A 24,678-nucleotide genomic window follows, 5' to 3' on the forward strand; every position below is an offset into this window, starting at 1 on the left:
CATTTTACAATTCCATATATAGTTTAATTAAACTTGGAAAATTATGACCATCATCTAAGAAAAATTGTAGATATTCATTATATTCGTCATAATTTTCTCTATAGACATCTAATATATCGATTAAAGATTTTCTAGCTTCTTTTAATTGGTAGCTATTTAAATTTAACGTATCAATTGTATAGCTCGCTCTTACATATTCATTGCTCTCTTCATTATTATTCTTAGGAATTATTTCACCATTAGCAATATTATAATCAAAGTAATCCTTAGGATTATCAATGACTGGATTTATGAATTTATCATTATAATTATTCTTTTTATGCATTCCACAACTATTTTTTTCATTGCATGAAACTAAAATATTGTCATATGATTGAAACTCTTTAGGGTATAGATCTCTAGGTTTAATATGTTCTATGTGGCCATCATCATTTGTATATATTCTCTTTTCACAATAATGACAATATTCTTCTTGTTCTATAATTAAAATATTTTCTTTAATTTTAGCTTTTATACCATCTTTATTATAATCAGTCCATGATTTAGGAGAATATCTTTTCTTGTACTCCAATAAAAAGTCTGGCTCTTGTTCTTTATTAACCTTTAGCATTCTTTTTGTTCCTAACTGATATATCCAATCTTATTCTCATAATATCCTTATCTAAATCCCCTAAATATTTTCTTAAATAATCAAATGTTTCCTTAAATTCTGTTGTATCATATAAGTTTTTATTTAACAATTCATATATTTTATTTAACTTATTAGTAATATCTTCATTTCTTAAACTATCTAATTTCATAGTTGTACTTAGAATATCACCTATGCTTTTGCCATAAGTTTCAGTCAATTCATTATTATCAACAATCTTAATTCCGCTCTTATCTCTCTTTATCACTCTTAATTGTTTTGATTCTATATCTCCTATAATATGTGGTGAATGTGTTGCAATAATTAATTGATTATTATTTCCTATACTCTCATATACATCAATTATCTTTTTTTGCCACTGTGGATGAAGGGATATTTCTGGCTCATCAATTAATATTACTGAATTGTTTACCTCCAAGAACTTTAGTGATAATGCTCTTAAAAATAATTGCTTTTCGCCTGATGATAAACCTGTAATATCAAATTTTTTACCTAAGCTGTTTCTAAATATAGGTTTTGTCTCACTTGTTTCAGATAAACCAACTAATTTAACATCTAAATCCATAACTGAAAAAATACTATTTATATCTTCACAAACCTTATCTATTACTTCACCTATGGTCTTATTTCTATTTCTAAATATCTCTTTATTTATTTTAGTTGCTATAAGTGATGGTATATTTTGTGTCATATTTTGATCAATTATATTTTGAAAATGTGGTGTGAAATTTAAAGTATTGTCCACCTTATTAATCTTTTCAAAGTTAATTTCCGTTGGCATATACACAACTTTAGGTGCATTAGGACTTTCACTTATTTCAAAAACAACATTTGGGTGTAACATTCCAATTTCGTTATCCTCTAACTTCACAGTTACTTTATATAATGCTGGTGTCAATTCTACCTTATTGTCTTCAATCTCTTTGTATCCACGTTCATCTATATCAAATGAATCATAAATACTCTTTAATAAAGTAGTCTTTCCCGAACCATTTTCACCAATAATAACAATAGTGTTAAGTATATTACCATTATTATCTTTAAAATCTATCTCTAAATCATTAAGTATTTCGTGACCATTATATTTAACTTTTTCTACATTCATATTACTTCATCGCCCTTCTTCTAAGATTCTCTCCTCAAGTAGCATTCAATCACGCAAAATTTTTTGTTCTTGTATTTATATCTACTTGATTTTTTTAATCATTATAAAAGTACTAGTTTTTACATCTAGTTGGATTAAGGAAGCTAATCATTGGATTAACTTCTTATTGTTTTACTTTAATTATCATAACTTCACTTACACCATATATTGGTAATTATATCATAAACATAACTTTTCTAACCATCTCAATTAGTTTTGTCAACTCAAGCTATTAATTATATAATAAACACTATGTAACCTTCTATTACCTTAATATTCTTATAGAAACATCTTCTCCCCTAATTCTGCAAAACTTTGTAGAATTAAAAAGCACTTCACATCTATATTATTCTTACTTTTTATAATTTCTTTTGCTTCCTCTTGAGATACAAGCATTGTTTCTATATCTTCATCTTCTTCTAAATATTCTTTTGAAAATTCGCCATCACAAATGCAATAAACAAATGCTAATGCTTCATCTGTCATACCTGGTGATATATAAAGCTTATTACTTCCCTTTTCTGTTATCTCTAAAAGTCTTAATCCTGTTTCTTCTTTTAATTCTCTTTCAACAGTGCTCTTTATTCCTTCATTGTTATCTACAAGACCTGCTACAAGTTCATAAACATAATCATTTATTGGAACTCTATATTGCTTTATTATAACTAGCTTTTTTTCTTCTTTATGAAAAGCTGCTATAACTACCCCATCTATCTTATCTTCTGTACCATTTAAATAACGATCTTTTAATGTTTCTTCGCTTTTTCTAGATGCAACAATCCAGTCCTTTATATTCCCTAATTTGTTTTGGTATTGTATTTTATACATATTTAAAAATTTTGATGATGACATCTTTTCTAAATCTACTATTTTGCTTTTCTTCATTTTATTTACCTCATATAATTCTTTTTTCATAAAAGTTTAAACTTTTAATAATATAATTATACTACTATATTTATATAAATATAATACTAGTCCCATTCTATTACTAATATCTTTAATTCATCTTCTTTAAGAGATATTTTATATCCATCTTCCATTAGCCATGTGGCTATTTCTTTTACCATTTTATTTTTCATTTCATCATTTTCATTTGTAGCAAACACTGCTGACACCTTGTTTATTCCTGCTTGCTTTCCTTGTTCTATTTTTTCTAATATTATTTTTTTATTTTCTAAAAACTTTTTATCATAATATTTAAAATCCATATCATTCTCTCCTAATTAAATTTATACCTATATAATTTTATGATGATATTTTATAAATATTACTAATCTAATAAATATAACAATAATAATTTTTTAATTAAAAAAGAGATTCCACATAATGATTTAAAAAATCATTATGTGAAACCTCCTAATATATTTTTATTTATTCTTTTTTACTTCATGTCCACCAAATTCATTTCTTAAAGCTGCTACAACCTTACCTGTAAATGTATCTTCTTCAAGCGAACGATATCTCATCATTAATGATAATGCTATCACAGGTGCAGGTACTTGTAAATCTAATGCAGTTTCTACTGTCCACTTTCCCTCTCCTGAAGAATTCATTATTCCCTTTATACTACTTAAGTCTTTATCTTTACTAAAAGCTGATTGTGCTAATTCCATAAGCCATCCTCTTATTACTGAGCCATTATTCCATAATTTAGCTACCTCTTCATAATCTACATCAAATTCACTTTTAGAAAGAATTTCAAATCCTTCTGCTATTGATTGCATCATTCCATATTCTATTCCATTGTGAACCATTTTAGTAAAATGTCCACTTCCAGGTTTTCCAACATGTAAATATCCATCTTGAATAGATAAGTCTTTAAATAACTCCTCGCAATATTTAAACGCATCTTCTTCTGCTCCAATCATTGTACATGCACCATTAAGAGCACCACTAGTTCCTCCACTAGTTCCACAATCAATAAAGTCAATTCCTTTTTCTTTAAAAAATTTATATCTTCTTAGGGTATCCTTATAGTTTGAATTACCTCCATCAATTATTATATCATTAGGATTTATATATTTTATTATTTCTTCTATTGTACTATCAACTGCTTTTCCTGATGGAATCATTAACCATATTATTTTTCTTTCTGGAAGCTGTTTAACTAAATCTTCAATACTATTAACACCTTTTGCTCCCTCTTTTGAAATATTATTAACACTTTCATCACTTAAGTCATATGCCACTACTGAATGATTATGATTTAGCAAATTTAATGCTATATTAAATCCCATCTTTCCAAGTCCAATTATTCCTACGTTCATAACTATCGCTCCTCTTATATTTAATTTACTATATTTTTTAATAATAACATTTTAAATAATAACATTTAAAATTAAAACTCCTACAAGTCCACATACTGAAATTATAGTCTCCATTACAGACCAAGATTTTAATGTTTCAGTAATAGATAAATTGAAGTATTCTTTAAATATCCAAAATCCAGGGTCATTAACATGAGAAAATATTAAACTACCTGCTCCTGTTGCAATTACCATTAACTCTGGACTAACTCCAGTTGCACTTATAAGTGGTGCTACTATTCCAGCTGCTGTCATAGCTGCCACTGTAGCTGATCCTAATGCAACTCTTAATATTGCGGCAATTAACCAAGCTAGTAAAAGTGGTGATATACTACTACCTTGCATTATACTTGCAATATATTTGTCTACTCCACTGTCAACAAGTACTTGTTTTAAAGCACCACCACCACCAATGATTAATATTATCATTGCCACTGTATTAATTGATTCACTTACGGTTTTCATAACCTCTGGCATTTTTTTGCCTCTGTTTAATCCAAAAGTGAATATAGCCACAATAACTGAAATTAATAATGCAATTACTGGATCTCCAAAAAAGCCTGTTATTTTAACTATTTGTGAATCACCAGAAAGAGTCATTTTACTTATAGCCTGTACAGCCATTAAAATAACTGGGATTAATGCTGTAAATACACTTATTCCAAAACTCGGCATTTCTTCTTCTGTAAATATCTTTGGATTATATAACCCTTTAGGGATAGGATGCTCCATTCCTTTTAAAAACTTTGTAAATACTGGTCCAGAAAGTATTACTGTTGGAATTCCAAGTATTGCACCATACAATAAAGTTTTACCTATATCAGCATTATAAACTCCTGCTATAGCTGTTGGTCCTGGATGCGGTGGTAAAAATCCATGAGTTACTGATAGCGCTGCAGCCATAGGTACACCTATATATAAAAGCGGTATCTCAGCTTCAGCTGCTATTGTAAATACAAGTGGTATAAGTAAAACAAAACCTATCTCATAAAATAATGCGAATCCTACAACAAACCCTGTAATAACTACTGCCCATTGTATTTTTTCTTTCCCAAATTTCTTTATTAATGTTATAGCTATTCTTTGTGCTCCTCCACTATCAGCCATAAGTTTACCTAGCATAGCTCCAAATCCAATTATAAGAGCTAAACTTCCCAAAGTTCCTCCAACACCTGATTTTATAGAGCTTACTACATTAACTATCGGCATTCCTTCCATTATACCAACTGTAAGTGAAACTAAAATTAGTGATATAAAACCATTTAATTTAAATCCAATCATCAATAATAGTAATAATGCAACTCCTATAGCAACTATTAATAATGGCATATAAATCCCTCCATTTCAAAACTTTAATCTTGTAAATTATTTATTTCTAAAAATTCATCTTTTAACTTCTCATATAATTTTTTGTAAATTTTGAAATTCTCTATGTAAACTTTATGATTTTCTATATTAGGTTGGAACACTTTTGATATTGGAATCAAACTTTCGATTTTCTCAATATCATTAATCATATTTAAAGCTTTCATAGCAATTATAGCTGCACCTAAGCAAGAACTCTCATAGCTTTCTGCAATAACAACTTTTTTATTAAATATATCAGCTAATATTTGTACCCATAACTCTGATCTTACAAATCCACCAGTTGCATATATTGTATTTATTGGTCCTGTTGTTTCTTCTAGAGCTTTTCCAACATCATATATTCCATACATTACACCTTCAAGAACTGATCTTAAAAAATGTTCTCTTTTATGCTTAATGTTAACACCAAAAAATACTCCCTTAGAATTTGCATCCCAATGTGGTGCTCTTTCTCCTAGTAAATATGGTAAAAATATAAGTCCTTCTGCTCCTGGTTTAACTTTTGAAGCTTCTAAATTTAAAATATCATATGGATCTATATTTAATGATCTTGCAGCCTCAGTTTCTACTGATGAAAAGTTATCCCTAAACCATCTATAAATTATTCCTCCATTATTCACTGCACCGCCTAATACATAATGTTCTTCTGTTAAAATATAACTAAATATTCTTCTAGATATATCATTTTTAGGATTCTTAGATATTACTCTTATTGCTCCACTGGTACCTATAGTTACAGCAGCATCACCATCTTTTATTGCATTAGCACCTAGATTGGCAAGACAGCCATCACTTCCTCCAACTATAAAATTAGTTTCTGTTGATATTTTCATATATTCTGCATAAATATCACTTAATCCATTAATTACATAAGTTGTCGGTACAGGTTTTGAAAGTTTTTCTTCTGAAATTCCTATATATTCTAACGCTTTTTTATTCCACTTAAGATCATAAATATCAAATATACCTGTTGCTGAAGCTATAGAATAATCCACTATATATTGGTTGAATAATTTATAGAATACGTACTCTTTAATTGATATAAATTTTTCTGTATTATTGAATACATCTTTAGCATTATCTCTTAACCAACATAATTTACATAATGGTGACATTGGATGTATTGGTGTACCTGTTCTCATGTAAATTTCTTGTCCTATGTCACTATTTTTTAATTCGTCAGAATACTTATTACTTCTTGTATCCGCCCATATTATACAGTTGGTTAAAGGATTTCCTGCCTTATCTATTGCTATTACGCTATGCATCGCACTACTAAATGATATTCCTAATAACTTATTATTTTTGATATCGTTTTCTTGAACTACATGTTTAATCCCATTTAACACTGCTCTGAAAATTTCTTCCGGATTTTGCTCACTCCAAGATGGATGTGGATTATATAAAGGATATTCTATATTACATTTTGTTAAAACATTCCCCTCCATATCAAATGCTATTGATTTAGTACTAGTTGTCCCAATATCAACTCCAATTAAGTACTTCATACCTCTTCCCCTCTTCTCAAATTATAATACATTTTAAGAAAATTTTTTTCATATATTTATTTTTTTATTGTTATTTTGTTATTTATAAAGAAAATTTTCTTTAATGAAATTATAGCACCTATTATTTAGTAATACAATAAAAAATATGAATTTTTTGAAACTTTTTTTTATTTTAATATATTGATATATTAAATTTTATTTTTTTGAAACTTTTTTTCATCAAAATATAAAAACAAAAGCTATCTCAAAAAATATATTTATTAATTTGAGATAGCCATTTATTTATTATTTATTATTCATTTAAAATAACTATTAATTTTGTAATGTAATAACAAAGTTAACTAAAATCGTTTGCTAGCTATACCATTTCTTATACGTTCTAAATTGCCTAATGTCTTATCTTTTCTTTTAATTGCTACTCCTACATAAAGCCAGTCAACTATCATTAAGGAAGTAAGTCTAGATTCCATTGCTTCGCTTCTAAACATAGATTCATTTCCATATGCTATTAAGTGTAAATCTGAAACTTTAGCAAGAGGTGACTTTTCATTTCCAGTAATGGCTATAATTTTAATACCTCCTTTTTTTGCTAAATTAATATTTTCAACCAGTTCTTTATTACTTCCTGAATTTGAAAAAGCTATAATAACATCACCACTATTTGCCATAGAAGAAAACATAACTTGCCAATGTGAATCACATGAAGCAACACAATCTATTCCTGTTCTAATAAATTTATGATAAGCATCATTTGCAATAGTCCACGATCCGCCCATTCCAAAAAACATTATCTTTTTAGCATTCAATATTATAGCAATTGCTTTATCTAAATCTTCAGTTTTGTTTATTTTCAATGTACTTTCAATACTATTTATATTAGAACTCATTATTTTTCTCATAATGATATATGTATCATCATTTTCTTTTATTTCTTCATAAATATTGTCTATTGGTTCTATTACAGAGCCAGCTAGATTAATTTTTAAATCTTGATATCCCTTATAACCAAGCTTACTACATAATCTAAATACAGTTGCTTCACTAGCTTTGCTTACTTCAGCTAATTCTGTTATTGAAAAATGAATTATATTTTTAGGATTTTCTAATACATACTGTGCAACTTTTTTTTCTGCGCCTTTTAATTCACTATAAATATTAGTTATTCTTTCTAAACATCCCCTGTTTTTCTCATAAGACATAATATCTCTCCAATCAAATGTGTATGGTCAAATTATATGATAATTTTTATTCAGAAAATAGACTCTGTTAATACTCCTACTTCTACAAGTAGGAGTATTAACTATATGCTTTTACATAACGATTTTTTTAATTTAAGATTAACCACAGCCTCATCTAAGGCTAAGAACTCTGTTTACATATTTCAATTATAGCATATGAAATTTACTAATGGCAAAATTTATTATTTACATATTTTTATATGTTTAAATTATATATCTTATAATACTATAATTTAAATACTTGGTAATACTAAAACTATTATAGAAAGGAGTAATTTTTAATATGGATAATATAAAAAGACTTGTTGATTTATTACATACTCAAGCTGAATCTTGCAGTAAATGCTCTCAAAACTCCAAAGAACCAAATGATGGTTCATTTATTAAATATAACTCGAAAGATAGTTTTAGTGCTGAAGGAACTGTTAGATATGGTGAAGAGCAAGATGTTGATGATCTATAACGCACATTTAGTTTAAAGTGCAGATATGAGAGTTGAAAGTTTTGAATTTAAAATTCTACCTATAAATTTTCTTCTTAACTTTATACTCTATTCCTTTAACTCTTACTTAAATATATTTTTTTTAGTTTTAAGTTTTATTTAATGTTTGGCTCTGTTTTAAATGCGTGTTGATATATGCATAAGGTGAAAGTGGCATTGTAATTTAACTTTTAGAACACTTAATGAGTATTGTCACATTTACTGCTTGTCTCAATTTTTATATTTGGAGCAAGCTAAAATGGGACTATACTCATTTTAGTATTCTTAAGTTCAATTACCTGTCCAGCTTTACTTATGCATATATCAACACTCTGCTAAAACACAGCCTAATGTTTTTAAATTTTATAATTTTTTAACTTCAAATAAATAGATATGAAATACATCTTTTTAGATAAATTTCATACCTATTTATTTTAATTAATATTTTACCACTTACCTATTCCTAGTGGTGAGAAAATTAAGTATATTAAACACATTGTTCCCACCATAATTCCAGTTGCTAATTTAGCATGTTTCCACGGCGTTAAACTAACTACTGCTTTATTTTCTTGTACAAAATCAGTTTCTCTAGGATGTAATTTTCCAATTATAAGCATAACGATTACACATGTTGGGAATAAAACTCCCAATACGTAAAGAAAATGAACATCTTTTATTAAAAATTTTGATAATGTATATAAAGCTATATGAACAAAAAATGCAATTTTAGGTGCAATCTTTGGAACTCTTTTGGAATAAAATCCTACAACTACAGCTGCTAAAATCGGTACATTATAAAAACCAAAACATTCTTGTAAAAATCCATATAATCCCGTAGGTGCATATAATATAAATGGTGCAACACATGTAGCTATTATTGCAACTATTATATTAAATTTTCTACCAATATGAACTAATTCTTTATCACTAGCTTTTGGTTTTAAAAGTGGTTTATAAAGATCTAATGTAAATAACGTAGCTGAACTATTTAATGCTCCATTAAATGAACTCATAATAGCTCCAAATAAAACTGCTGCGAAAAATCCTAATAATGATTTTGGTAATACATCTATCAATAATGTAGGATATGCCATATCTGCATTTTCTAATCTTGTTCCATACTTAGCAAATGCAATTACACCTGGCAATACTAAAAAGAAAGGTCCTATTAATTTTAAAAATCCTGCATATATAGCGCCTTTTTGTGCTTCTTCTAAATTTTTAGCACCCAAAGCTCTTTGAACAATTGATTGATTAGTACAAAAATAGAATAAATTATTAAATAATAATCCAGTCATTAAAACTGGCCATGGAACTAGTGGAGAAAGGGAATTTGCTGGATTTATTGCATTTAATTTTTGAGGATTGGCTAGTAAAACATTAAATCCATCTACAAAATTCCCATGTCCAACTGATATTATTCCAAGTACAGGTACCATTAAGCCACCCACAAGCAGGCCTATTCCATTAATGGTATCTGATACAGCACATAGTTTTAATCCACCATATACTGCATATATACATCCTATTACTGATATCATAAATCCAGTTATTGCTATTGCTTGAAAAGTTGTTATTCCTAAAATATCTGATATTCCAAATATTTTATTTATAACTATAGCACCTGAATACAATACTGTAGGAATGTATGTTACTATATATCCTAAAAGAAGCAACAACGATACTATTCTTTTTGTGGTTGAATCATATCTTTCCTCTAAAAAATCTGGTATTGTTGTAATTCCACTTTTAAAGTACTTAGGTAAAAATATTAAAGCTAAGATTCCTAATGATACACATGCCGTAGCTTCCCATGCCATTGGCCCCATATTAGTCATATAACTTTGTCCATTTAATCCTATTATTTGTTCTGTTGATAAATTAGTAAGCATTATTGAACTGGCTATTACAACGCCTGATAATCCCCTGCCAGCTAAAAAGTATCCATCTGCTGATTCAGTGTTAGAACCTCTAGTTTTATAAAATGATATTGCACCTACTAAAACTACAAAAAATATAAAGGTAATCAATGTAAACATTTTCAATCCTCCTTCTATTTAGAATAAAAGGATTCCATATTATATTTATTTATAAAACACTCATTCTTATAAAATATAACATGAAATCCCAAAGATAAAATGATAAATTAAATGCTTAAATATTAGCTTTTTCTTTTATATATTTTCTTCCTTTGATTGCATATCCAAGAGGATTTGCAATAGATGGATCTTGTTCCGCTTCTATCATTAACCATCCTTCATAATTATTTTCTGCTAATATCTTAAATATTGGTTGAAAATCTATTGATCCATCTCCAGGAACAGTAAATGCGCCAGCCCTTACACCTTTTAAGAAACTTAACTTTTCATTCTTAACTTTATTTACAATTTCAGGTCTTATATCTTTTAAGTGAACGTGTTTTATTCTGTTAACATACTTTTTTAGTATTTCAATTGGATTTTCACCTGAATATACTAAATGCCCTGTATCAAATAATAAATATACTAAGCTTTCATCAGTAACACTCATTAACTTATCAATTTCCTCTGTTGTTTGTACTCCAGTGCCCATATGGTGATGATAAACTACCTTCATTCCTTTATCAGCTGCTAATTGTCCTAATTTATTAAGTCCATGCGCTAATAGCTTCCATTCTTCTTCATTAAAATGATACTTTCCATCAAATATAGGAGTTTCCATTTGTCCTTGAATACTATGACCTTGTTCTGAAACTACTATTACTTTAGAGCCCATTGCATGTAAAAAATCTCTATGAGCTAAAAATTCTTTCTCAGTTTCTTCATATGGTTTAGTAGTTAAAAATGAGCTAAACCAAGCACTTGCAATTTGAAGATTTCTCATTTCTAAAGCTCTTTCTAAAACCTTTACATCTTTAGGGTATTTATTTCCGATTTCAGTACCCTTAAATCCTGCAAGAGCCATTTCACTCACAGCTTGTTCAAATGTATTTTCTTTACCTAAGTCTGGCATATCATCATTAGTCCAACCAATTGGACATATTCCTATTTTCACTTTATCGCTATTAAACATATTAATTCCCCCTAAAATTTCACGAAATATTAAACTATTCTTTCATAAATTATCTACAGAATTTTTAAATGTTAAAAATCTATTTTCTTTTAATATTAATATTGAATTTCTGATATCTTAACAGGTCTATTTTCTTTTAAAGATTTTGTTGCTGCCTTACCTATTAGTACAGCCTTTAATCCATCATCAGCATTTACTGCAACTTCTGTGTCATTTACAATTGCATCAATAAATTCAGTTATTTCCTCTGCATAAGCTTGCATATATCTTTCTAAGAAGAAGAATAGTGGTTTTTCTCCATTTACTCCATCCTTTGTTGATACAACTGCACTTGAAGTACTATCATTAGCTACAGCTACTTGTCCAAGTGATCCAAATACCTCTGCTCTTTGGTCATATCCATAAGCTGATTGTCTTGAGTTATCAATTACAGCCATTGCTCCATTTTCCATTTTTAATGTAACTATTGCAGTATCTATATCTCCTGCTTCTCCAATAGCTTTATCTACTAATACATTTCCAGCTGCATAAACTTCTTCAACATCATTTCCTAAAAGATATCTAGCCATATCAAAATCATGAATAGCCATATCAAGGAAAAGTCCACCTGAAACTTTAACATAATCTATTGATGGTGGTTCTGGATCTCTTGAAGTTATTTTTAGAATGTGTGGATCTCCAATTTTACCTTCTACAACAGCTTCTCTAACTGCTTTAAAATTATGATCATATCTTCTATTAAATCCTACTTGATATTTAACATTTGATTTATTAAGTTCATTTATAACTTCTTTAATTCTACTTAATTCATGGTCAATTGGTTTTTCACAGAATACATGCTTTCCTGCTCTTATAGCTTCTATAGAAATTGATGAGTGAGTATCTGTTGATGAACAGATAAGAACTGCATCTATTTCTGAATCCTCAAGAATTTTCTTGTAGTCATTATAAACATTAGCTATTCCCATTTCTTTAGCCCATTTTTTAGTATCATCATTTAAAAATACATCTGCTATTGCCTTTACTTCTGCATTTTTAACGTATTTAGAAATACTTTCTCCATGAACTTTACCTATTCTTCCTGCTCCAATGATTCCAACTTTTAACATAAAAAACATCTCCCTTTTAATATTTTCTTGCACTTTTTAATACTTCTTTATTATTTTTAAAAGCCTTATTAACAGATTCTTTTTCTGATACTTCAGCTAATCCTACATGCCACCATGATTCATATCCATCAGTCATAGTTTTAGGTAATACTTTAATATCAATTAAAGTAGAAATTTTTTGTTTTTTTGCATCTATTAATGCATTCTTTAATTCTTCTAAGTTTTTAGCTGTGTATGTTTTTAAGCCATATCCTTCAGCTGCTTTTGCAAAATCTATTGGTATTAATTTACCATTCAGTTTATTTGTTTCACTATTTCTATATCTGAACTCAGTTGCTAAATTTCCTATACCATTAGACATTTGTAAATTATTTATACAACCAAAACCGCAATTATCAAATAATAATACATTTACTTTTTTATTTTCTTGAATTGAAGTTATAAGTTCTGAATGTAACATTAAATAACTTCCATCACCTAAAATTGAATAAACTTCTTTTTCTGGAGCTGCTAATTTTGCACCAAATCCTGCTGCTATTTCATATCCCATACATGAATATCCGTATTCCATATGATAAGAATTTAAAGATTCTGTTTCCCACATTCTTTGAAGATCTCCTGGTAAACTTCCTGATGCGCCAACAATAATTGCATCATCATCAATACATTCTCTAATTAATCCTAATGCAGATGTTTGCGTTATTGTTGTATCAGTTAATTTTTTAAATTCTTCTAAGCTTTCTTTATTTCTAAATTTTATTAATGGCTCAAAATTATCTTCATATTTTATATTAGTTAGTTTTTTCATTTCTTCTTTCCATGCCATTTTTGCATCTTTTATCTCATCTTTATATGAAGAAATATAATTTTCTTTTTTAAGTAATTTATGAAGATATTCTAAACATTCTTTAGCATCTCCAACCATCTTAAATGAGTCCAATTTACTAGCATGAAATTTTGATAAGTTAATTGTTATAAATTCTACATCAGGATTTTTAAATAATGATTTTGATGCAGTTGTAAAATCTGAAAATCTTGTACCAACTCCAATTACTAAATCAGCATCTTTAGCTATCATATTTGCAGCTAGATTTCCTGTAACTCCAATACCACCTAAGTTCATAGGATCACTTGATTTTATTGAGCTTTTACCAGCTTGTGTTTCACCTATAGGTATATTAAATCTATTAGCAAATTTAGACATGGCATCTCCTGCTTCTGAATACCTTACTCCACCACCACAAATTATTATAGGTTTCTTTTTGTTTTTCATTATATTTAAGCATTCATAAAATTCCTCTTCTACAGCTAAAGGTTTAGTAATTTTGTGAACACGTTTTTTAAAGAAATATTCTGGGAACTCAAAACTTTCTCCTTGAACATCCTGTGGAAGTGCTATACATACTGCTCCTGTTTCAGTTGGATCAGTTAATACTCTCATTGCATTAATCATCGCAGACATTAATTGTTCAGGTCTATTTACTCTGTCCCAATACTTGCATACGGGCTTAAATACATCATTTGTAGTGATTCCAAGGTTATAAGATTGCTCAATTTGTTGAAGTACTGGATCTGGTTGTCTAGTAGAAAATGAATCACCTGGAAGTAAAAGTAATGGTATATTATTTACTGTAGCCGTTGCTGCTGCTGTGACCATATTTGCAGCTCCTGGTCCTATTGATGAAGAACAAGCTATGATCTTTCTTCTATTATTTTGCTTGGCAAAAGCTGTTGCTGCATGTGCCATTCCTTGCTCATTTCTTCCTTGATAAACTCTTAGACTTCTTGGATTTTCATCTAGTGCCTGCCCTAAACCAACCACTATTCCATGACCAAATATAGTAAATATTCCATGAACAAATTTTTCTTCTTTTTCATCAAATGAAACATATTGATTATCTAGGAACTTTACTAACGCTTGTGCTGTTGTCATCTTTATATTACTCATAAATTCACCTTCTCTTTGTTATTTATCCGGCCATATTTTAACGTCTTTATCCCAAAGCCATTTGTGCTCTTCTACATCTATCCTGTCAGTCCATGGATTATTTTCAAGATGTCTAATCATCCAACAATAGTACATTGCATATCCTGGTGCTGATGTTTGTGGATGTACATCTCCACCTGTTATTGTGGAAAAACTATTATTAGAAATTTTATAAGCATCATCACCATTTAAACAAAATCCAAAGCCTTGTTCCTTGTTAAACTTATAAAAATACACTTCTGGTTGTGGATGATAATGTGGTGGGTAGCTTGACCATTTCCCAGGAAATGTTATAACTTCCCCAATTACCATATTAGAATAAGGTGCATTATTATAATCAAATACAGTTCTTACAATTCTTCTTGCAGTTCCATTCCAAGTTCCTTCACCAAAAATATCACTTCTACAGTTTTCAGGTGAATATAATTTTGCTTCAAAATCATTTTTATTATCTGTACTTTGTATTATTAATTCACTTTCTTCTAAACATTCAACTGTTACTTTTATATTCTTAGGGACATGTAAACACCATGGATCTTCATCAAAAACAGATTTTCTCTCTATTATTTCAGAGTCTTTATTCCAAGCTATTTTAACCTTTCCTATTAAAAGAAGTACTGCTATTTCTTTATCAGCATTGTGGTACCCTTTTATTTCATCTTTTCTTAATTTTTCAACTACGATATCCATTAGCATTTCTTTGTTTTTACTGCTAATTTCACATAATACGTTTTCACCATATTGTAAATCATGTAATTCATGAACCATTTGATTCTCCCTCCCTTATCCTCTTGCTATCATTTCTCCATATTGTTCTTTCTTCTCTTTTATAAATTCATTTATCTCTTTTACAGTTGGCATATCTTCTGAACAACTATGACTTGCTACTAACATAGCTGCTGAAGCACTTCCAAATTCTAAAGCGTCCATAATATCCCATTCTTCTAATATTCCATATATAAATGCTGAAGCATATGCATCTCCACCACCAAATGATTTTAAGAGTTTTACTGGAAATGGCTTTATATTATATGATTTTCCGTCATTAGTATAAGCTGTAGAGCCTTCTTTTCCATGTTTAATTACAACTATTTTATTACCAAAACCTAACCATCTTTTAGCACTTTCTTCATCTGTGCTTTTTTCCTTAACAATTAGACTTTCCATCAAATCAAATTCTTCTCTTGATCCCATAACAATGTCACTTTGCTTTCCAACTATTGAATAATAAATGGCTATTTCATCTTTATTTTTCCAATTGTATTCTCTATAATCTACATCAAAAATTACAACTGTATTATTCTTTTTAGCAAGCTCTAATGCCTTAAGAGCTGCCTCTCTAGATGGACTTTTAGCAAGTGCTGTACCTGATATTACTATTGCCTTTGTATTTTTTATATATTCTTCATCTATCTCATGAACATTTAACTCTAAATCAGCTATTCCATTTCTATACATCAAGATACTACTTTCTGTTGGACTTGCTATTTCTGTAAAAGTTAATCCTAAAGATTCTCCGTTTTCTGCATACTTTATTTGTGAAGTATCTATCCCTTCATTATCAAAGTAATCGACTACAAATTTTCCAAATTGATCCTTTGAAATCTTACCTATAAAACCAACTTTTTTTCCAAGTCTTGAAAGTCCAACTGCTATATTAGCTGGTGATCCACCTAAATACTTTTTAAAACTCTTACTTTCTGAAAGTGGTCTATTTATATCTATTGGATTAAAATCAATTGCTACTCTTCCAATAGGAACTATCTCAAATTTTCTATCTTTTTGGAATTTAATATATCCCATTTTTTAAACCTCCTTGTGTAATGTTTCTATAATACTTAATATAAACATTCTCTATTTCTAACTAAAATTACATTCATTATGCTTTATTCTCACTGCCAAAAATTTTTATATGTTTCTTTACATTCTCATATGCCCCTTGTATTTCAGTCTCATGCAAAGTAAAGTAATCATAGCCTTTTGAATTACTATTTAGATTTTTTACAGAATCTCTTACTTTATTAAAAGTTGCAGTTGCTATATTTATTTTCCTTATTCCCATAGTTGCACATTTTTTAAAGTCATCTTCTGATATTCCTGAGCCACCATGTAATACTAATGGTATTTTTAAGTTATCATGTAGTTTTGTTAAAATATCAAATCTTAATTTAGGTTCACCTTTGTAAACCCCATGAGAATTTCCTATTGCTACTGCAAGGGCATCTATTTTAGTATCATTTATAAATTTCCTAGCCTCTTCTAAATCCGTAACTTTTATATCTACATTTTCACTACCATCTTCACTTCCACCAACATGGCCAATTTCGCCTTCCACAGCAGCCCCATAATCTCTAGCCAATTTTTCTACTAAACTCGTTATCTTTATATTTTCTAAAAAATCTAGTGATGATCCATCTATCATTACTGAAGTAAATCCTAAACTTAATGCTTTTTTTATATTGTCTATTGTTAAGCCATGGTCAAAGTGTACAGCTACAGGTACTTTAGCTTTTTCTGCTGCTTTTATCATTGCTGGCCCTATTATATCTAATGGTGAATGTTTTAATCTCACTTCTGCTATTTGTAATATAATTGGAGAATTTAATTCCTCTGCTGCTTTTATAGCACCAATTATCATTTCCATATTAGCTACACTAAAACTTCCAATTGCATAATTTCCATTGTCAGCTTTTACTAATATCTCTTTCATATTTACTAATGGCATCTTGATCACCTCCAAAGTGATTTATAAACTTCAACAATATCATCATGTGTAACTATTTTTAAAGTATTTTGGGGACTTCCACTTTCTAGTGCATCCTTCGCCATTTTGTCTAAATTATTAAAGAACTTTTCTTTATCTATTCCGTATTCCCTTAAAGTAGGTATTAATAATGTGTTACATAGATTATCTACTTCATCAACAAATTTTTTAGCAGCTATTTTATCAGTTTCATTATCATTTACTATATTGATTGCTCTTGCAAGATCTGCGAATCTCTTATAAGCACCATCTAATACAAAGTTAAAACATTCCTTTAATAACATTGCATTTGATATACCATGAGGCACATGAAATAATGCTCCTATGGGTCTACTCATACCGTGTACTATTGTTACTGATGAGTTATTAAAAGCAATTCCTGCTTCTAATGCTGCAATGGCCATTTGAATTCTAGCCTCTTCATTATTTCCTTCATTAAATGCTATTGGCAAATATTTAAATATCTTTTTTATTGCTGATAATGCAAATGTGTCAGAAAGTGATTGAGACTTTTTAGATGTATAAGCTTCTATTGCATGTGTTAATGCATCTAATCCTGTTGCAGCTGTTATTTTAGGTGGTGCTGTCATCGTAAATCTTGAATCTATAATTGCTAATGTGGGCATTAATGAACTTCCCTTTATTAACATCTTTACATCAGTTTTAGTATCAGAAATTATAGTAAACTTTGTTACCTCAGAACCTGTTCCAGCAGTTGTTGGTATCGCTACAACTTTAGGCAATTCATTTTCAATTTTCTTTCCCATATAATCTGAAATATTGCCACTATTGCTAATCATCATTGCTATGGCCTTAGCTGAATCTATTGCACTTCCGCCTCCAACAGCTAATAAAAAATCGCAATTTTCTTTTTTATATAAATCTACACCTTTATCTATCATCACATCCGTTGGTTCACCATTTATCTCATCATATATAAAATAATTAATTTTTTCTTTATCTAAAATATCAATTACAGCTTGTACATTACCTAGCTTAACCATAATATTATCTGTAATAATTAAAACTTTTTTACCAAATGATTTTAAATCTTCTCTACTATCTTCTAATGAATTCTTTCCTGTTAAAATTTTATTTGGCATTATAAATTCATTTGACATATCCTCTCCTCCTTTCAGGTACTTTATGATTAACTTTTTGTTATCTTATGGTTATATTATAAGTACCTATTTTCCAATTGTCAATATTTTCCTTGTATGTTTTTTACTTTTTTTTAATTTTAAGGATATTTATGGTATAATTATGATAATGTCTTTTACTTTATAATTTGATAGTTTATAATAAATATTAGATTCCATATTTTTGAAATTAAATAAAAAGGGGGTATTTAGATGCGTTTAAAAAGGCTTGATTTATTAGAAGAATTTATTTATAAGCATAAAACTATATCACTAGATAAGCTTTGTGACGAATTTAAGATGTCAAAAAATACAATTCGTAGAGATGTAGACGCCTTAGTTGATAAAGGCGTAATAAAAAAAGTATATGGGGGCGTTACAGTAAATACTCAAAGTAATGAACTGCTTCCATTTGAAGAGAGAACAATAAAAAATAACAGTGCTAAAATAGATATTGCTAAAAAAGCTGCTGAATTTATTGAAGATGGAGATTCTATATTCATAGATTCTGGTACTACCACATTGAATATAGTTGATTACTTAAATGATAAAGATAATATAACATTATTCACCAATAGCATTAATGTTATTTTAAAAGCAATTCCTCATGATAATATTGACATAATATGTTTATCTGGTAGATTTAATAGAACTACTTTTTCTTTTACAGGACTAACTTCTAGTGATGTATTATCAACTTATAATATAAATAAATCTTTTATGGCCTGTACTGGAATCTCATTAGATAATGGCGTTACTCACACCTCGCCTAATGAATTTAAAATAAAAAAAGTAGCTGTTTCTAAAAGTCATAAAACATTTTTACTTGCAGATAGTTCAAAATTTAATATAGTTTCTTTAATGACATTTTGTGATGTAAAAGATTTAGATTATCTAATTACAGATAAGTATCCTTCAGCTAAATATATAGATTATTTTAATAATTATAATGTTGAACTTATAGTTCCTAATTAAATTAAAAAATATTATTAGACAGGTTAATAAAAAGTAGCTATGCCACGCTTTGTTAGTTAAAAATGGATAGATGATAGTTAACAGTTGTGGTTGAAATTCTTCATGACTTTCTAAAAAAATATATTTTTTAAATTTCAGAATAGATTTTTCATTATCTCTCCAATTTCCACTCTCAATTTATTCTAGCATAAACCTAGATTTCATCAGATTTTCAGGCTTCGAAAATTCTAGGGAATAAAAATCACCTCGTTAAATGTAATACATTAAGCTTTTTATTTTTAGCTTATATCTATTTAACGAGGCTGAATTATTCTGCTCTGTATATATTAATTTGTTATCTCATTATAGTTCTTTTATTAAATTAGCCATTTCAATTGCACCTACTGCACATTCATAACCTTTATTTCCTGCTTTAGTTCCTGCTCTCTCTATAGCTTGTTCTATATTATTCGTTGTAAGTACTCCAAACATTACTGGCTTTCCAGTTTCTAATGATACATTTGCAATTCCCTTAGAAACTTCTGAACAAACATAATCATAATGTGATGTTGATCCTTTTATTACTGCGCCTAAACATATAACAGCATCATATTTAGGACTTTTCGCCATCTTCTTTGCTATTAACGGCATCTCAAATGCTCCTGGTACCCAAGCTACATCTATATGCTCTGCATTTACTCCATGTCTTTTAAGTCCATCTAAAGCTCCATCTAAAAGCTTGCTACCTATAAATTCATTAAATCTCCCTACTATTATTCCAACCTTTAATCCTTCTGCAATTAATTTTCCTTCAAAAATATTCATTATTAATTCCTCCTAATTTTATATTTTTATAGCTATTACATTTTAATGACTTATTGAGTTAAAGAATTAAATTATCAAAGTAAAACTATTATAAAAAGTACATTACCTCTTCAAAATTTTATATAAAACTTTTAATAATCACTAAATATAAGCTAAATTGTTTTTATTTTGAGATTTATTTTAAATATGTGTAATATATTTAATTCCTATGAGTAGTTTTTTTATTCATATATTCATGCTCTACTAAGTATGAGCTTTTTTATTTTTTAATTTAAATATTCAACAAATGATTCATTTTTTCTTTTTTAATTTTCAAATAAAATTCATCATTTTTATTTACTGTCATCTCTACTGGAATTCTTTGCACTACATTAATACCACTTTCTCTAAGTCCATCTATTTTTTCTGGATTATTTGTTATTAGTTTAATTTTCTCTACTCCTAAATTTTTTAGCATATCTGCACTAGCTTTATACTCCCTTAAATCCGGTGCAAAACCTAGGGCTAAGTTAGCTTCAACAGTATCTAATCCTTCATCTTGAAGTGCATATGCTTTTAATTTATTTAAAAGACCAATGCCTCTTCCTTCTTGTTTCATGTATAGTAAAATGCCTCTTCCTTCTTTTGCTATCATTTTCATAGCTGCATCATATTGTTCTCCACAATCACATTTTTTTGATCCTAAACTATCTCCAGTTAAACATTCTGAATGAACTCTAACAAGCACTGGTTCTTCACCTGAAATATCTCCTTTAATTAAAGCTAAATGACATTTTTCACTATCATTTTCCTTAAAGCCTATGACCTTAAAGTCTCCATACTTAGTTGGAAGTTTTGCTTCCACCTCTCTAGTAACACTGCTTTCATTTCTTAGTCTATATCTTATTAATTCTTCTATAGTTAATATTTTCAAATCATGTTCCTTAGCAAATTTTATTAAATCATCTCTTCTTGCCATACTTCCATCATCTTTTATTATTTCACATATTGCAGCAGCTCCTTTAAAGCCTGCAATTTTAGCTAAATCCACTGATGCTTCTGTATGCCCTGTTCTTTCTAATACACCTTTTTTCTTTGCTATAAGAGGAAATACATGTCCAGGTCTTCTAAAGTCCTCAGGTCTTTCACTTTGTGCTAACATTTTTATAGTGTCAGATCTTTCAAATGCTGAAATTCCAGTAGTTGTATCTATATAATCAACAGCTACTGTAAATGCTGTTTCATGGTTGTCTGTATTTTTTTCAACCATAGGATTTAACCCCAATTTTAATGCTATTTCTTCTTCTACAGGTGCACACAACAATCCTCTTGCATATTTAATCATAAAATTCACATTTTCAGGAGTTGCTTTCTCTGCTGGAATAACTAAATCCCCTTCATTTTCCCTTCCCTCATCATCAACAATAATAATCATTTTTCCATTTTTTATATCTTTTACACATTCTTCAACAGTACTAAATTTCATTTTCTCTCACCTCATACATAATTTTATTTTAGGATTTGTTTTAAGTAACTTTTGATGTTTTAGTATAATGGCGCAGTGGCATTGAAATTTGCTTTTTATAACCATTAAGTGAGAATATAAATTTTATATTTAGCTTTTCGAACTTACTCAGCGAAGTCGAGTTTCCTTTAAATAGTCTAATTAATTGCTTGTCAAAAGTAAGTGTCCAAATTTTACATTTGGATACACGAATTTTCACACAGTACAATGTTTCATTGGGAGCATGCATTAATTAGACTAGTAGACATTTAGTGTTATTAAAGTAAATTTGTCAGTCCGCGAGCTATAGACTAAAACATCAATACTCCCTTAAGACACATTCTATTATTAAAAACCATTTTCTCTTAAAAACTCCATGGTTACATTGCTTTCATTTTTTATTTCTTCATCTTTGTTATTTACTAGTTTTTCAATATATTTTCCAACCACATCACATTCTAAATTTACAACTGACTGAACTTTTTTTTCACATAAAATTGTATTTTCTAAAGTATGCGGTATAACAGATACTTTAAACTTTTCATCATCAACATATGCAACTGTTAGACTTATGCCATCAATGGCTATTGAACCTTTATATATAATGTATTTTAAAATTTCTTTTGATGCAGATATAGTAAACCATGTACCATCAACCTTTTTCTCTATATCAGTTATTTTACCCACTCCATCTATATGTCCACTTACTATATGTCCACCAAATCTATCTTCTAATTTCATTGCTCTTTCAAGATTAATCTTATTTCCTGATTTCAAACTTCCCAGTGAACTTTTTTCTAAAGTTTCTCCCATTACATTAGCTTTAAATGAAGATTTAGTCATTTCTAAAACTGTTAAACATACACCATTTGATGCAATACTATCACCTATTTTAGTATTTTCTAATACTTTGTTGGCTCTTATTTCTATTACTCCAAAGCCTCCCCCTAATGTAAGTTTTTCTAAACTACCTACTTCTTCAACAATTCCAGTAAACACTTAATCACATCCTTTTACTTCAATTTATTTATATAGCCTTCTATAACTATCTCCTCTGATAATTTTTCATAGTTTAAATCTTTAAGTTTTACAGCATCACTTAATCTAGAAAAACCTTGTCCACCTATACTACTCTTACTTGTTTCACCACCTAATATTTTAGGTGATATATAAAATCTTACCTTATCAACTATATTTTCTTCTAAAGCCGAGAAATTTAATGTTCCTCCACCTTCAATTAATATAGAATCTATTTTTAAAGTTCCTAAATACCTCATTAATTCTTTCAAATCAACCTTTTTATTTTTATCATTTATCTCTATTACTCTTACACCTTTATTAATTAATTCTTGTTTTTTTAATTTATCAGCATATTGGGTTGTTGCTACTATTGTTAATTTATCAGGATTATTTACTATCTTTGAATCTAACGGAATTCTTAAAGTACTATCAACAATTACTCTTATTGGATTTTTTCCATCTTCTATTCTGCATGTAAGCTCTGGATCATCTTCAATAATTGTATTTATCCCTACCATAATAGCTGATAATTTATTTCTTAATAAATGTCCATCTCTTCTTGATTCTTTTGATGTAATCCACTTTGATTCTCCAGCTGTTGTTGCTATTTTCCCATCTAATGATATTGCACTTTTTAAAATAACAAATGGTAAGTTTGATGTTATATATTTAATAAATGACTCATTTATTTTTTTACATTTCTCTTCTTCTATACCAACTATAACTTCTATATCATTTCCTTTCAGTTTTTTTATACTTCTTCCTGATACTATTGGATTTGGATCTAACATTCCTATTACCACTTTTTTAATTTTTTTCTCTATTATCAAATCTACACAAGGAGGAGTCTTCCCATAATGTGCACATGGTTCTAATGTTACGTATATTGTACTTCCTTCTAATGGCTTAGTAGCGTTCTTAATGGCATTTACCTCTGCATGTGCTCCTCCATACTTCTCATGATACCCTGTTCCAATTATCTCATTATCTTTTACTATTACTGCTCCAACCAAAGGATTGGGATTAACCTTACCTATTCCTTTTTTAGCTAATTCTAAAGCTAAATCCATATACTCTTCATTCACTAAACTCACCTTCTTCTTAATATAAAAATCATCATAATTTTTTTAGCCATGCACCCTTTCCAAATGCAATGTAGGAATAATGGTGTGGCATATGATTATTTTTTATTCTTTAGATGTAATCATCATGCCTCTAAAATACAGTATTCTATAAGTTATCCACAGATTTTCAGGCGATATAATTTCCTAAAGAATAAAAAAGTCCCTGAAGTAAAATACTTCAGGGACAATAATAATCTTTTCTATATGAATTATGATTTTAACGTATCAAAATAAAGATATATGATTTTAATATTATTTATATATAATTAAAAATCATATTTTCTCTTATAAATTAAAAAACCCTGAACTAAAACATAAGTTCAGGGTACAAATCAATTTAATTAATACGAATTAAAATCTAATAATCATTAGATCAAATAAGTAATTTCTTCTTTCATCCAGACTTTACTGTCGGCTTCGGAGTTTAACCGAATCTGCTATCTCTAGCTCGCGGGCTTTACCGCCGGTAGGGAATTTCACCCTGCCCTGAAGATTAATATTTAATTTATATTTTCATACTATCACATT

General features: G+C 28.7%; 22 protein-coding genes and 1 riboswitch. Of the genes, 2 read left to right on the top strand and 20 right to left on the bottom strand.

Annotated elements, in window-relative coordinates:
* Nucleotides 1-4: 4 nt before the first annotated feature.
* From RYM86_RS01390 to RYM86_RS01425, 8 genes are all read right to left on the bottom strand, one after another.
* On the bottom strand, nucleotides 5-610 hold the full coding sequence (locus RYM86_RS01390) for a retron system putative HNH endonuclease (RefSeq protein WP_315076814.1): 606 nt from the start codon (nucleotides 608-610) through the stop codon (nucleotides 5-7).
* Nucleotides 597-1,754 carry an ATP-binding protein gene (locus RYM86_RS01395; RefSeq protein ID WP_315076815.1) on the bottom strand — a complete coding sequence of 386 codons (1,158 nt, stop codon included), beginning with the start codon at nucleotides 1,752-1,754 and terminating at the stop codon, nucleotides 597-599. The genes RYM86_RS01390 and RYM86_RS01395 overlap by 14 nt, the downstream gene beginning before the upstream one ends.
* Nucleotides 1,755-2,072: 318 nt before the next feature.
* A complete protein-coding gene (locus tag RYM86_RS01400) occupies nucleotides 2,073-2,678 on the bottom strand; it encodes an NUDIX hydrolase (protein ID WP_315076816.1) in 606 nt (201 codons plus the stop codon).
* Between the two features lie 86 nt (nucleotides 2,679-2,764).
* Nucleotides 2,765-3,001, bottom strand: a complete 237-nt coding sequence (locus tag RYM86_RS01405) for a hypothetical protein (RefSeq protein ID WP_315076819.1) — start codon at nucleotides 2,999-3,001, stop codon at nucleotides 2,765-2,767.
* Nucleotides 3,002-3,160: 159 nt separating this feature from the next.
* The gene (gene gnd, locus RYM86_RS01410; RefSeq protein ID WP_315076821.1) at nucleotides 3,161-4,060 is read right to left on the bottom strand and encodes a phosphogluconate dehydrogenase (NAD(+)-dependent, decarboxylating); all 900 of its coding nucleotides are present in this window, start codon (nucleotides 4,058-4,060) and stop codon (nucleotides 3,161-3,163) included.
* A 51-nt stretch (nucleotides 4,061-4,111) separates the two neighbouring features.
* Nucleotides 4,112-5,428: a gluconate transporter gene (gntT, locus tag RYM86_RS01415; RefSeq protein ID WP_315076823.1), complete on the bottom strand. Its 1,317-nt coding sequence runs from the start codon at nucleotides 5,426-5,428 to the stop codon at nucleotides 4,112-4,114.
* A gap of 23 nt (nucleotides 5,429-5,451) precedes the next feature.
* A complete protein-coding gene (gene gntK, locus RYM86_RS01420) occupies nucleotides 5,452-6,975 on the bottom strand; it encodes a gluconokinase (protein ID WP_315076825.1) in 1,524 nt (507 codons plus the stop codon).
* Between the two features lie 341 nt (nucleotides 6,976-7,316).
* Entirely contained in the window at nucleotides 7,317-8,174 is an 858-nt protein-coding gene (locus tag RYM86_RS01425) for a MurR/RpiR family transcriptional regulator (protein ID WP_315076827.1), read from the bottom strand.
* Nucleotides 8,175-8,496: 322 nt separating this feature from the next.
* On the opposite strand from RYM86_RS01425, the gene RYM86_RS01430 reads away from it, so the two are divergent.
* Nucleotides 8,497-8,676: a hypothetical protein gene (locus RYM86_RS01430; protein ID WP_315076829.1), complete on the top strand. Its 180-nt coding sequence runs from the start codon at nucleotides 8,497-8,499 to the stop codon at nucleotides 8,674-8,676.
* Between the two features lie 464 nt (nucleotides 8,677-9,140).
* On the opposite strand, the gene RYM86_RS01435 is transcribed toward RYM86_RS01430, so the two are convergent.
* The 8 genes from RYM86_RS01435 to RYM86_RS01470 form a co-directional block, all read right to left on the bottom strand.
* Nucleotides 9,141-10,733, bottom strand: coding sequence for a solute:sodium symporter family transporter (locus tag RYM86_RS01435; RefSeq protein ID WP_315076830.1), 1,593 nt, complete (start codon nucleotides 10,731-10,733; stop codon nucleotides 9,141-9,143).
* A 115-nt stretch (nucleotides 10,734-10,848) separates the two neighbouring features.
* Nucleotides 10,849-11,745, bottom strand: a complete 897-nt coding sequence (gene iolE, locus RYM86_RS01440) for a myo-inosose-2 dehydratase (protein WP_315076833.1) — start codon at nucleotides 11,743-11,745, stop codon at nucleotides 10,849-10,851.
* 95 nt (nucleotides 11,746-11,840) lie between these two features.
* The gene (iolG, locus tag RYM86_RS01445) at nucleotides 11,841-12,854 is read right to left on the bottom strand and encodes an inositol 2-dehydrogenase (protein WP_315076834.1); all 1,014 of its coding nucleotides are present in this window, start codon (nucleotides 12,852-12,854) and stop codon (nucleotides 11,841-11,843) included.
* Between the two features lie 16 nt (nucleotides 12,855-12,870).
* The gene (gene iolD, locus RYM86_RS01450) at nucleotides 12,871-14,802 is read right to left on the bottom strand and encodes a 3D-(3,5/4)-trihydroxycyclohexane-1,2-dione acylhydrolase (decyclizing) (RefSeq protein ID WP_315076836.1); all 1,932 of its coding nucleotides are present in this window, start codon (nucleotides 14,800-14,802) and stop codon (nucleotides 12,871-12,873) included.
* Nucleotides 14,803-14,820: 18 nt separating this feature from the next.
* A complete protein-coding gene (locus RYM86_RS01455) occupies nucleotides 14,821-15,609 on the bottom strand; it encodes a 5-deoxy-glucuronate isomerase (protein ID WP_315076838.1) in 789 nt (262 codons plus the stop codon).
* A 15-nt stretch (nucleotides 15,610-15,624) separates the two neighbouring features.
* A complete protein-coding gene (gene iolC, locus RYM86_RS01460) occupies nucleotides 15,625-16,644 on the bottom strand; it encodes a 5-dehydro-2-deoxygluconokinase (RefSeq protein ID WP_315076841.1) in 1,020 nt (339 codons plus the stop codon).
* Nucleotides 16,645-16,720: 76 nt separating this feature from the next.
* Complete coding sequence (locus RYM86_RS01465; protein WP_315076843.1) at nucleotides 16,721-17,566, bottom strand: class II fructose-bisphosphate aldolase; 846 nt, start codon at nucleotides 17,564-17,566, stop codon at nucleotides 16,721-16,723.
* Nucleotides 17,567-17,571: 5 nt separating this feature from the next.
* Nucleotides 17,572-18,726: an iron-containing alcohol dehydrogenase gene (locus RYM86_RS01470; protein ID WP_315076846.1), complete on the bottom strand. Its 1,155-nt coding sequence runs from the start codon at nucleotides 18,724-18,726 to the stop codon at nucleotides 17,572-17,574.
* A gap of 231 nt (nucleotides 18,727-18,957) precedes the next feature.
* Here RYM86_RS01470 and RYM86_RS01475 point away from each other — a divergent pair, with 231 nt between their 5' ends.
* Complete coding sequence (locus RYM86_RS01475) at nucleotides 18,958-19,719, top strand: DeoR/GlpR family DNA-binding transcription regulator (protein ID WP_315076849.1); 762 nt, start codon at nucleotides 18,958-18,960, stop codon at nucleotides 19,717-19,719.
* 342 nt (nucleotides 19,720-20,061) lie between these two features.
* Here the strand turns inward: RYM86_RS01475 and ribE are convergent, their stop codons facing one another.
* The 4 genes from ribE to ribD all read right to left on the bottom strand — a co-directional run bounded on the left by ribE (nucleotide 20,062) and on the right by ribD (nucleotide 24,111).
* Nucleotides 20,062-20,523, bottom strand: a complete 462-nt coding sequence (ribE, locus tag RYM86_RS01480; protein ID WP_315076852.1) for a 6,7-dimethyl-8-ribityllumazine synthase — start codon at nucleotides 20,521-20,523, stop codon at nucleotides 20,062-20,064.
* Nucleotides 20,524-20,794: 271 nt separating this feature from the next.
* Nucleotides 20,795-21,988 carry a bifunctional 3,4-dihydroxy-2-butanone-4-phosphate synthase/GTP cyclohydrolase II gene (locus tag RYM86_RS01485; protein WP_315076854.1) on the bottom strand — a complete coding sequence of 398 codons (1,194 nt, stop codon included), beginning with the start codon at nucleotides 21,986-21,988 and terminating at the stop codon, nucleotides 20,795-20,797.
* Between the two features lie 366 nt (nucleotides 21,989-22,354).
* Nucleotides 22,355-23,005, bottom strand: a complete 651-nt coding sequence (locus RYM86_RS01490; RefSeq protein WP_315076856.1) for a riboflavin synthase — start codon at nucleotides 23,003-23,005, stop codon at nucleotides 22,355-22,357.
* Between the two features lie 14 nt (nucleotides 23,006-23,019).
* Entirely contained in the window at nucleotides 23,020-24,111 is a 1,092-nt protein-coding gene (ribD, locus tag RYM86_RS01495; protein ID WP_315076858.1) for a bifunctional diaminohydroxyphosphoribosylaminopyrimidine deaminase/5-amino-6-(5-phosphoribosylamino)uracil reductase RibD, read from the bottom strand.
* 421 nt (nucleotides 24,112-24,532) lie between these two features.
* Nucleotides 24,533-24,648: riboswitch (FMN riboswitch) on the bottom strand.
* Nucleotides 24,649-24,678: the final 30 nt, after the last annotated feature.

It is taken from the genome of uncultured Clostridium sp. (genome assembly GCF_963527835.1).
GTDB lineage: Bacteria > Bacillota > Clostridia > Clostridiales > Clostridiaceae > Clostridium.

Bases quoted from the DNA above. Each gene is read 5' to 3' on its own strand.
- RYM86_RS01390 (WP_315076814.1), bottom strand. From the start codon at position 610: ATGCTAAAGGTTAATAAAGAACAAGAGCCAGACTTTTTATTGGAGTAC.
- RYM86_RS01395 (WP_315076815.1), bottom strand. From the start codon at position 1,754: ATGAATGTAGAAAAAGTTAAATATAATGGTCACGAAATACTTAATGAT.
- RYM86_RS01400 (WP_315076816.1), bottom strand. From the start codon at position 2,678: ATGAAGAAAAGCAAAATAGTAGATTTAGAAAAGATGTCATCATCAAAA.
- RYM86_RS01405 (WP_315076819.1), bottom strand. From the start codon at position 3,001: ATGGATTTTAAATATTATGATAAAAAGTTTTTAGAAAATAAAAAAATA.
- gnd (WP_315076821.1), bottom strand. From the start codon at position 4,060: ATGAACGTAGGAATAATTGGACTTGGAAAGATGGGATTTAATATAGCA.
- gntT (WP_315076823.1), bottom strand. From the start codon at position 5,428: ATGCCATTATTAATAGTTGCTATAGGAGTTGCATTATTACTATTATTG.
- gntK (WP_315076825.1), bottom strand. From the start codon at position 6,975: ATGAAGTACTTAATTGGAGTTGATATTGGGACAACTAGTACTAAATCA.
- RYM86_RS01425 (WP_315076827.1), bottom strand. From the start codon at position 8,174: ATGTCTTATGAGAAAAACAGGGGATGTTTAGAAAGAATAACTAATATT.
- RYM86_RS01430 (WP_315076829.1), top strand. From the start codon at position 8,497: ATGGATAATATAAAAAGACTTGTTGATTTATTACATACTCAAGCTGAA.
- RYM86_RS01435 (WP_315076830.1), bottom strand. From the start codon at position 10,733: ATGTTTACATTGATTACCTTTATATTTTTTGTAGTTTTAGTAGGTGCA.
- iolE (WP_315076833.1), bottom strand. From the start codon at position 11,745: ATGTTTAATAGCGATAAAGTGAAAATAGGAATATGTCCAATTGGTTGG.
- iolG (WP_315076834.1), bottom strand. From the start codon at position 12,854: ATGTTAAAAGTTGGAATCATTGGAGCAGGAAGAATAGGTAAAGTTCAT.
- iolD (WP_315076836.1), bottom strand. From the start codon at position 14,802: ATGAGTAATATAAAGATGACAACAGCACAAGCGTTAGTAAAGTTCCTA.
- RYM86_RS01455 (WP_315076838.1), bottom strand. From the start codon at position 15,609: ATGGTTCATGAATTACATGATTTACAATATGGTGAAAACGTATTATGT.
- iolC (WP_315076841.1), bottom strand. From the start codon at position 16,644: ATGGGATATATTAAATTCCAAAAAGATAGAAAATTTGAGATAGTTCCT.
- RYM86_RS01465 (WP_315076843.1), bottom strand. From the start codon at position 17,566: ATGCCATTAGTAAATATGAAAGAGATATTAGTAAAAGCTGACAATGGA.
- RYM86_RS01470 (WP_315076846.1), bottom strand. From the start codon at position 18,726: ATGTCAAATGAATTTATAATGCCAAATAAAATTTTAACAGGAAAGAAT.
- RYM86_RS01475 (WP_315076849.1), top strand. From the start codon at position 18,958: ATGCGTTTAAAAAGGCTTGATTTATTAGAAGAATTTATTTATAAGCAT.
- ribE (WP_315076852.1), bottom strand. From the start codon at position 20,523: ATGAATATTTTTGAAGGAAAATTAATTGCAGAAGGATTAAAGGTTGGA.
- RYM86_RS01485 (WP_315076854.1), bottom strand. From the start codon at position 21,988: ATGAAATTTAGTACTGTTGAAGAATGTGTAAAAGATATAAAAAATGGA.